Source organism: Colwellia sp. MB3u-45 (assembly GCF_014077005.1).
Taxonomy (GTDB): domain Bacteria; phylum Pseudomonadota; class Gammaproteobacteria; order Enterobacterales; family Alteromonadaceae; genus Cognaticolwellia.
On record NZ_JACGVC010000046.1, the window covers coordinates 170,771 to 177,215 of the forward strand.

Genomic DNA, 6,445 nt, shown 5'->3' on the forward strand with positions numbered 1-6,445 from the left:
GAAGAATGGCATAAAAAGAATATTAAAAAAGCCCCTCAAGCGCTTAAAGATGAATTGGGTAAATTAATAAACCCAAATAAACCCGAATAAAAACCAATTGATTTTTACTCAGCCAGCCTTTCAAGAAACACCCGCCCTAGCTGTTATTTGGTGGCCTTGGAGTCATGGCTCAAGCTATTCTATCCACATTAAAATATTAAACAGTCATTATGACGATGCCGCGCTAAAGCAGGGAAAAGTGAGCTTAATAAGCAAGAATTTTCAAGGTATAACATCAGCATAATGACCTAAGTCGCTTGTGAGCATGAATATATTAGCTACAATTATTCTAGTTTAATTAAATTTACAGGATGTTTATATGCTCACGTTAACGCTACATTATGCCACTAACAGAAATCACTTAGGTCAACGTTGGACTCCCGACAGTTATGGACAAGATTTTAGTGCTGACCGACCTAATAACTTACGTTTTGGTCGAGTCACGGTTGAAGTTGGTGCTAATAAAGTAACCGACTACCTGAGTGATAAGGTCCATAACCGCTCAGGTGATGGTGAAAGTCTATCAGGCTATATTGAAAAAAAATTACGGAAAAAAAGTCTTATCGCTGCTTTTGTAGAACCAAAAAACCTCACCACACCTCTGGCTTCCACTGTGGCTTTTAATGAGATCAAGAAACAAATGGATCTGAAACGTGATCTGGTGGTTTTTATTCATGGTTTTAATGTTGACTGGTTTGAAGCGGTCGCCTCTGCCATGGCATTAGAATTAATGTTAAACCGCATATCGCAAGATAATGATAAATTAAAGGATACCAGCGTGTTTCTTTTTACTTGGCCTTCAAACGGCGCTATGGTGAAAAATAAAGCTTATTTATCTGATCGTAACGATGCTAGAGACTCAAGCTTAGCAGTAGCGCGAGGCTTTCTTAAATTACGTGACTTTCTGATGACGCTCAGACCTAAACATAATGATCCGACGATAAATGAATGTGGTCAACAACTACACTTACTGTGCCACTCAATGGGTAATTTTGTTTTACAAAACGCCCTAGTTTCATTAGATAAGCTCAATAACCAAAAACGCCGTCCACAATTATTTCAACATATCTTTATGTGTGCACCTGATGTTGATGATGATATTTTTGAAGATAAAAAGCATATGGTTAATTTGCATCAATTAGCCAAGCATGTAACGGTTTATTACAATAATGGTGATTTAGCTATGTATATTTCTGATTTCACCAAAGGCAATACCGATAGGTTAGGCCATAATGGCACAGCACGACCCTTGCAATTGCACCATAAAATCAGTCAAGTCAACTGCTCTGATATTGTTCGTGGTGTCACAGAACATAGTTATTATTTATGGGCCACGGTTAATGAAGACATTAGACAAAGTATTGATGATCTTGCTTACGATGACAGTGCACGTAAAAGAAAATGTAAATCAGCACAAGTTTGGCGCTTAACTTAGTCTGCCTTAACTTTACCTCAATTTAATTTACCTAAGTTCAGTTTAGTGCAAGAGCCAGCAGAAGTTAAACCTCTGCTTGCTCTAACCCGCTACTAGCAAGGCTATTAAGATTATAATGTCATCATAAGTAGGATGAACTAATTTATTGCTTTAGCGTTTACGTGACTTATGCGGCTTATTCAACTTAGCTTTACTGTTATCGCCAAAGGCCTTTTGTCGACCATGCTTTTTTTGCTGCCCTAAGGTGTTTTTACGGGCTGGTGGGTCGGTTTTAGTTAAATCTGGCTCATAGCCTGGTAGCCATTGTTGCATTAAGCGGGTGTCTAACACTTTTTCTACCGCTTCTAGCAACCAAGTTTCTGATGGGCTCATTAAAGAAATAGCTAAGCCTTCATTACCTGCGCGTCCGGTGCGACCAATACGATGAATGTAATCTTCAGCAATATAGGGGAGTTCATAATTGATCACATAACGTAAGTCGCTAATATCAATACCACGCGCGGCAACGTCGGTCGCGACTAAGGCGCGAGTTTTACCTGCTTTAAATTCTGCTAAGGCTTTATCACGCGCACCTTGGGATTTGTCACCATGAATAGATTGGGTTTTAATGCCATCTTTCGACATTTCTTTTGCTAGTTCATCCGCGCCCAGTTTTGTGCGAGTAAAAATAAGCACTTGTTGCCAGTTTTTAGAACCAATTAAAAATGAAGTAAGCTCACGTTTTCGGTCACTATCAACGGTATAAACAATTTGCTCTACTTTTGTTGCTGCGGTATTACGTTCACTGACTTCAATAAGTTGTGGATCATTAAGTAAGGTTTTACTGAGTTTGAAAATGGCATCATCAAAAGTCGCTGAAAACAATAAAGTCTGACGCTTAGGCGGTAGACGGTTTAAAATACGGTCAATTTCATCCTTAAAGCCCATATCTAACATACGGTCAGCTTCGTCAAAAACAATGGTTTCAAGGTGAATTAACAAAACACTGCCATTAACAATATGGTCTAACAACCGGCCAGGCGTTGCAATTAATATATCAGCACCTTGCTCAATGGCTTCAATTTGCGGTTTAATACTGACACCACCATAAGCCACCGCAATATTCAGCTCAGTATTTTCAGCATAACTAACAAAGCTTTTATACACTTGCTGCGCAAGTTCACGCGTTGGTGTTAATACCAAGGCTCTAATTGGCCTTTGTGCTGGAATATTCTCGCTTAAACGTTGCAGAATAGGTAAAGCAAAGGCGGCAGTTTTACCTGTACCAGTCTGAGCTCCAGCCATAATGTCTTTATTGGCTAAAATAGCTGGAATGGCTTGCTGTTGAATCGGCGTTGGCTGATCATAGCCTAAGGCTTTAACGGCATCGGTAAGTGACTTATCTAATGCTAGGGACGAAAAACTCATGATGATCTATCGCTTATTAATCGAATGTTGTTTTTGTTTAAGTTCATGCTCAAGTTCATCAGGGTAATATACTAAGCCTTGCTCGTCTTGGCTTGGAAACACCACAATAGCGAGTTCGTCATCGGCTAAACCCGTGCTCCAACGACTAAACCATTTGTTTAAAGAAATTGCTTCAGGTTGGCAAGCTTGCCAGCCATCGGTAGCCCAAGCTTGGGCAAACTCTTTATTCGGCCAAACCGGTACACAGTCCTCTTCTTCCGTGTTGAGCATTACACAGCCATGTTCATCAGTTAAGATCCATAACTCGTTTTGGCTGACCGCTTCATTGATAAAGTAAACGGCGCGCTGCGCGTCATCCATCTGTAATATTTGTTTGATTTTTTCTGGCTCTAACACATGAACTCCTGATGAAAACTATTTTTAAATGGCGGCTCTATTCTACAAAAATTTGCATTTCTTCGCCGATGTTTTTCCGCATTTCCATTAACTTTATTGCGCTGTCATGCTCTTTTTTATCTGCCGTTGTTTTAGGTATCCATTCAGGAACACGCTCAGATTGACCATTCTGATCAACAGCCACCATAATCACAATACAATGCGTAGTGAGTCGACGATTTAATGACTTAGGATCACAGGCATTTACTTTCAACGCTATATGCATGGAAGACTTACCGGTATAAATCACTTTCGCCTCAACTTCTACTAAGCTACCGACATGAATTGGCGCCACAAAACGAATACCACCCGCATAAGCGGTAACACAATAACGACCACTCCAACCTGCTGCACAGGCATAAGCAGCCAAATCAATCCATTTCATTACTGCACCGCCGTGAACTTTTCCACCAAAGTTAACGTCTTGAGGTTCAGCTAAAAATCTTAAGGTTATATCGCGTTGCGGTTGCTTCATGGTGCTTCCTATTTATCAGTAAAATTAAGGCTAACAGTGGTTACAATATTTGCGTTTTAAAGGTACATTACACCCGTTAAGTCATAGTTAAAATTTAAAGGATAACCATGAAAATTTGGGTTGATGCCGACTCGTGTCCGGTAGTTATTAAAGAGATTCTATTTCGAGCCGCAGAGCGTACTCAAACACTTACAACATTATTGGCTAATCATTATCTAAAAGTACCGCCGTCTAAGGTGATCAGCTTCGTACAAGTGAGTGCTGGCTTTGATGTTGCTGACGATGAAATTGTTAAGCGAGCCGAGCCAAATGACTTAGTGATAACAGCAGATATTCCTTTAGCGGCTGAAGTCGTCGAAAAAGGCTGCTTAGCACTCAACCCTAGAGGCGAGCTTTACACAGAGGCCAATATTCGTCAACGTCTTAATATGCGTGACTTTATGGATACGCTGCGCTCTAGTGGTATTGAAACAGGTGGAGCGCCACCTATTAGCCAAAGTGATCGACAAGCTTTTGCTAACAATCTTGATAAGTTACTAGCGCAGCAATAAGTTAAGCAAATATAGCGCAAGGGCAAAAAATTATTTTGCCCTTGCTATTATCATTATTTACTTGGATTAGGATTAATGCGGCGACGTCCGCCACCATTACCGTCGCTATTGCCATAAGGGTTACTAGCAGAGCTATTGCCGATATGGCGTCTGTTTTTTCCAGTCGGTTTATGACCACGAGCATTTTCGCCCGAGCGTTGACCATCTTTATGTTCAACACTTTCTGATTTAAATTTTCTTGGCTTTTGAGCTTTTAAAGCGCGTAAATTACGTGACTCTGGTAAGGCATGTACGGGTTCAAAACCGGCAACAACTTCTCTTGGCAAATGCGTTTGTATGACATGTTCTACATCATTAAGTAAATCTATTTCATCAGCACAGACTAAAGATACTGCATGACCGGTAGAACCTGCTCGGCCGGTACGTCCAATACGATGCACATAGTCTTCTGGTACATTAGGCAATTCAAAGTTAACCACTTGTGGCAACTGTTCTATATCGATACCACGGGCAGCGATATCAGTAGCAACGAGTACGCTAATATTACCCTCTTTAAATTGTGCTAAAGCTTTAGTTCTCGCACCTTGACTTTTGTTGCCATGAATAGCAGCAGCTCTGATACCTGCGGCATCTAACTGTTTAGTTAATTTATTTGCGCCATGTTTAGTTTTCATAAACACGATAACTTGTTGCCAGTCATTTTCTAGAATTAAATGCGTCAGTAAAGCGGCTTTTCTGTTTTTATCAACTGAATAAATTAATTGCTCAACAGATTCAGCAGTCGTATTTTTGGGGCTAATGGAAATTTCAACGGGATCATTAACTATGCCTTTAGCTAATTCACGAATATCAGGAGAAAATGTTGCTGAGAATAGGAGTGTTTGACGTGTTTTTGGCAGCAAAGATAAAATTTTCTTAATATCACGTAAGAAACCCATATCTAGCATTCTATCTGCTTCATCAAGTACCAAAATCTCTAATTGATTAAATCGCACCGCTTTTTGATTATATAAATCGAGTAGACGCCCAGGAGTAGCGACTAGAATATCAACGCCTTGACGCAAGCGCAGCATTTGTGGGTTAATTTTAACACCACCAAAGACTACAGTAGATTTCAATGGTAAGTATTTACCATACATTTCTACGTTTTCAGCAATTTGTGCCGCAAGCTCACGAGTCGGAGTGATAATAAGCGTTCTAGCCTGGTTTGGGCGGACGTTATCGCCCTTAGATAACAGCTCAAGAATAGGTAAAGTAAAACCGGCTGTTTTACCTGTACCCGTTTGCGCAGCAGCCATAACGTCTTTACCATCAAGCACGGCAGGAATAGCCTGAGCTTGAATAGGTGATGGCGTATCGTAACCTTTTTCCGCAATGGCTTTTTGAATGGGTGCAGATAAACCTAAATCGGTAAAACTCATAGAATATTCTCTTCTCGCTGTTGGTTTGATCCAATGTCAAACGGCGATGCAGAATACAGTATAGACGGCTTTAGTGCAATGAAAGTGCTTATTCTTCTATCATAAACAGCAACTAAATTAATACTAATGGAGAAGGGGAAGGTAAAGTTAAGCTGTTCTTTAATGTCTTAAGTATTCACTTATTCCTTTCTCATTCATTCTTTTATACCTGTAAAAATATCTCACAGGGAGAGAAGCAAGAGGACTACAGGAGGTAAACACTAAAAAAAAAAGTGCTTTTATATGCCTTGATTGCTTACTTATTCACTTCTCATCCTTCCTTTCTGTAAAAATTCACATAGAAAAAGAAGAACTATCGGCGGCAAGGCTCTAAAAAAGATGATTAATTGATAGATAGAAACGAAAAAACCCGTAACGTTAGTTACGGGTTTTAGAATGGTGGTGGAGGGAGGTGGATTCGAACCACCGAAGGCTGAGCCGTCAGATTTACAGTCTGATCCCTTTGGCCACTCGGGAACCCCTCCACAGGGCCGAAAACCCAGCCATAAGCTGGGTATTCTAAATAGAAGCCTAGCAATGTCCTACTCTCACATGGGAACTCCCACACTACCATCGGCGCTAACACGTTTCACTTCTGAGTTCGGAATGGGATCAGGTGGGGCCATGTCGCTATTGTCGCTAG

General features: G+C 40.5%; 6 protein-coding genes, 1 tRNA gene and 1 rRNA gene. 2 read left to right on the forward strand and 6 right to left on the reverse strand.

The window, feature by feature from the left end; genetic code table 11:
- The first annotated feature begins 358 nt into the window (after positions 1–358).
- Positions 359–1,474, forward strand: coding sequence for an alpha/beta hydrolase (locus tag H4J41_RS09520; RefSeq protein WP_182135886.1), 1,116 nt, complete (start codon positions 359–361; stop codon positions 1,472–1,474).
- Between the two features lie 150 nt (positions 1,475–1,624).
- Here the strand turns inward: H4J41_RS09520 and H4J41_RS09525 are convergent, their stop codons facing one another.
- The 3 genes from H4J41_RS09525 to H4J41_RS09535 form a co-directional block, all read right to left on the reverse strand.
- The gene (locus H4J41_RS09525; RefSeq protein ID WP_182135887.1) at positions 1,625–2,881 is read right to left on the reverse strand and encodes a DEAD/DEAH box helicase; all 1,257 of its coding nucleotides are present in this window, start codon (positions 2,879–2,881) and stop codon (positions 1,625–1,627) included.
- A gap of 6 nt (positions 2,882–2,887) precedes the next feature.
- Positions 2,888–3,241, reverse strand: a complete 354-nt coding sequence (locus tag H4J41_RS09530) for a DUF2750 domain-containing protein (protein ID WP_182135906.1) — start codon at positions 3,239–3,241, stop codon at positions 2,888–2,890.
- 73 nt (positions 3,242–3,314) lie between these two features.
- On the reverse strand, positions 3,315–3,791 hold the full coding sequence (locus H4J41_RS09535; RefSeq protein WP_182135888.1) for an acyl-CoA thioesterase: 477 nt from the start codon (positions 3,789–3,791) through the stop codon (positions 3,315–3,317).
- 107 nt (positions 3,792–3,898) lie between these two features.
- On the opposite strand from H4J41_RS09535, the gene H4J41_RS09540 reads away from it, so the two are divergent.
- On the forward strand, positions 3,899–4,342 hold the full coding sequence (locus H4J41_RS09540; protein ID WP_182135889.1) for a YaiI/YqxD family protein: 444 nt from the start codon (positions 3,899–3,901) through the stop codon (positions 4,340–4,342).
- Positions 4,343–4,395: 53 nt separating this feature from the next.
- Here the strand turns inward: H4J41_RS09540 and H4J41_RS09545 are convergent, their stop codons facing one another.
- The 3 genes from H4J41_RS09545 to rrf form a co-directional block, all read right to left on the reverse strand.
- Positions 4,396–5,763: a DEAD/DEAH box helicase gene (locus H4J41_RS09545; protein ID WP_182135890.1), complete on the reverse strand. Its 1,368-nt coding sequence runs from the start codon at positions 5,761–5,763 to the stop codon at positions 4,396–4,398.
- Between the two features lie 439 nt (positions 5,764–6,202).
- A tRNA-Tyr gene (locus tag H4J41_RS09550) sits at positions 6,203–6,287 on the reverse strand.
- A gap of 44 nt (positions 6,288–6,331) precedes the next feature.
- A 5S ribosomal RNA gene (gene rrf / locus H4J41_RS09555) occupies positions 6,332–6,445 on the reverse strand.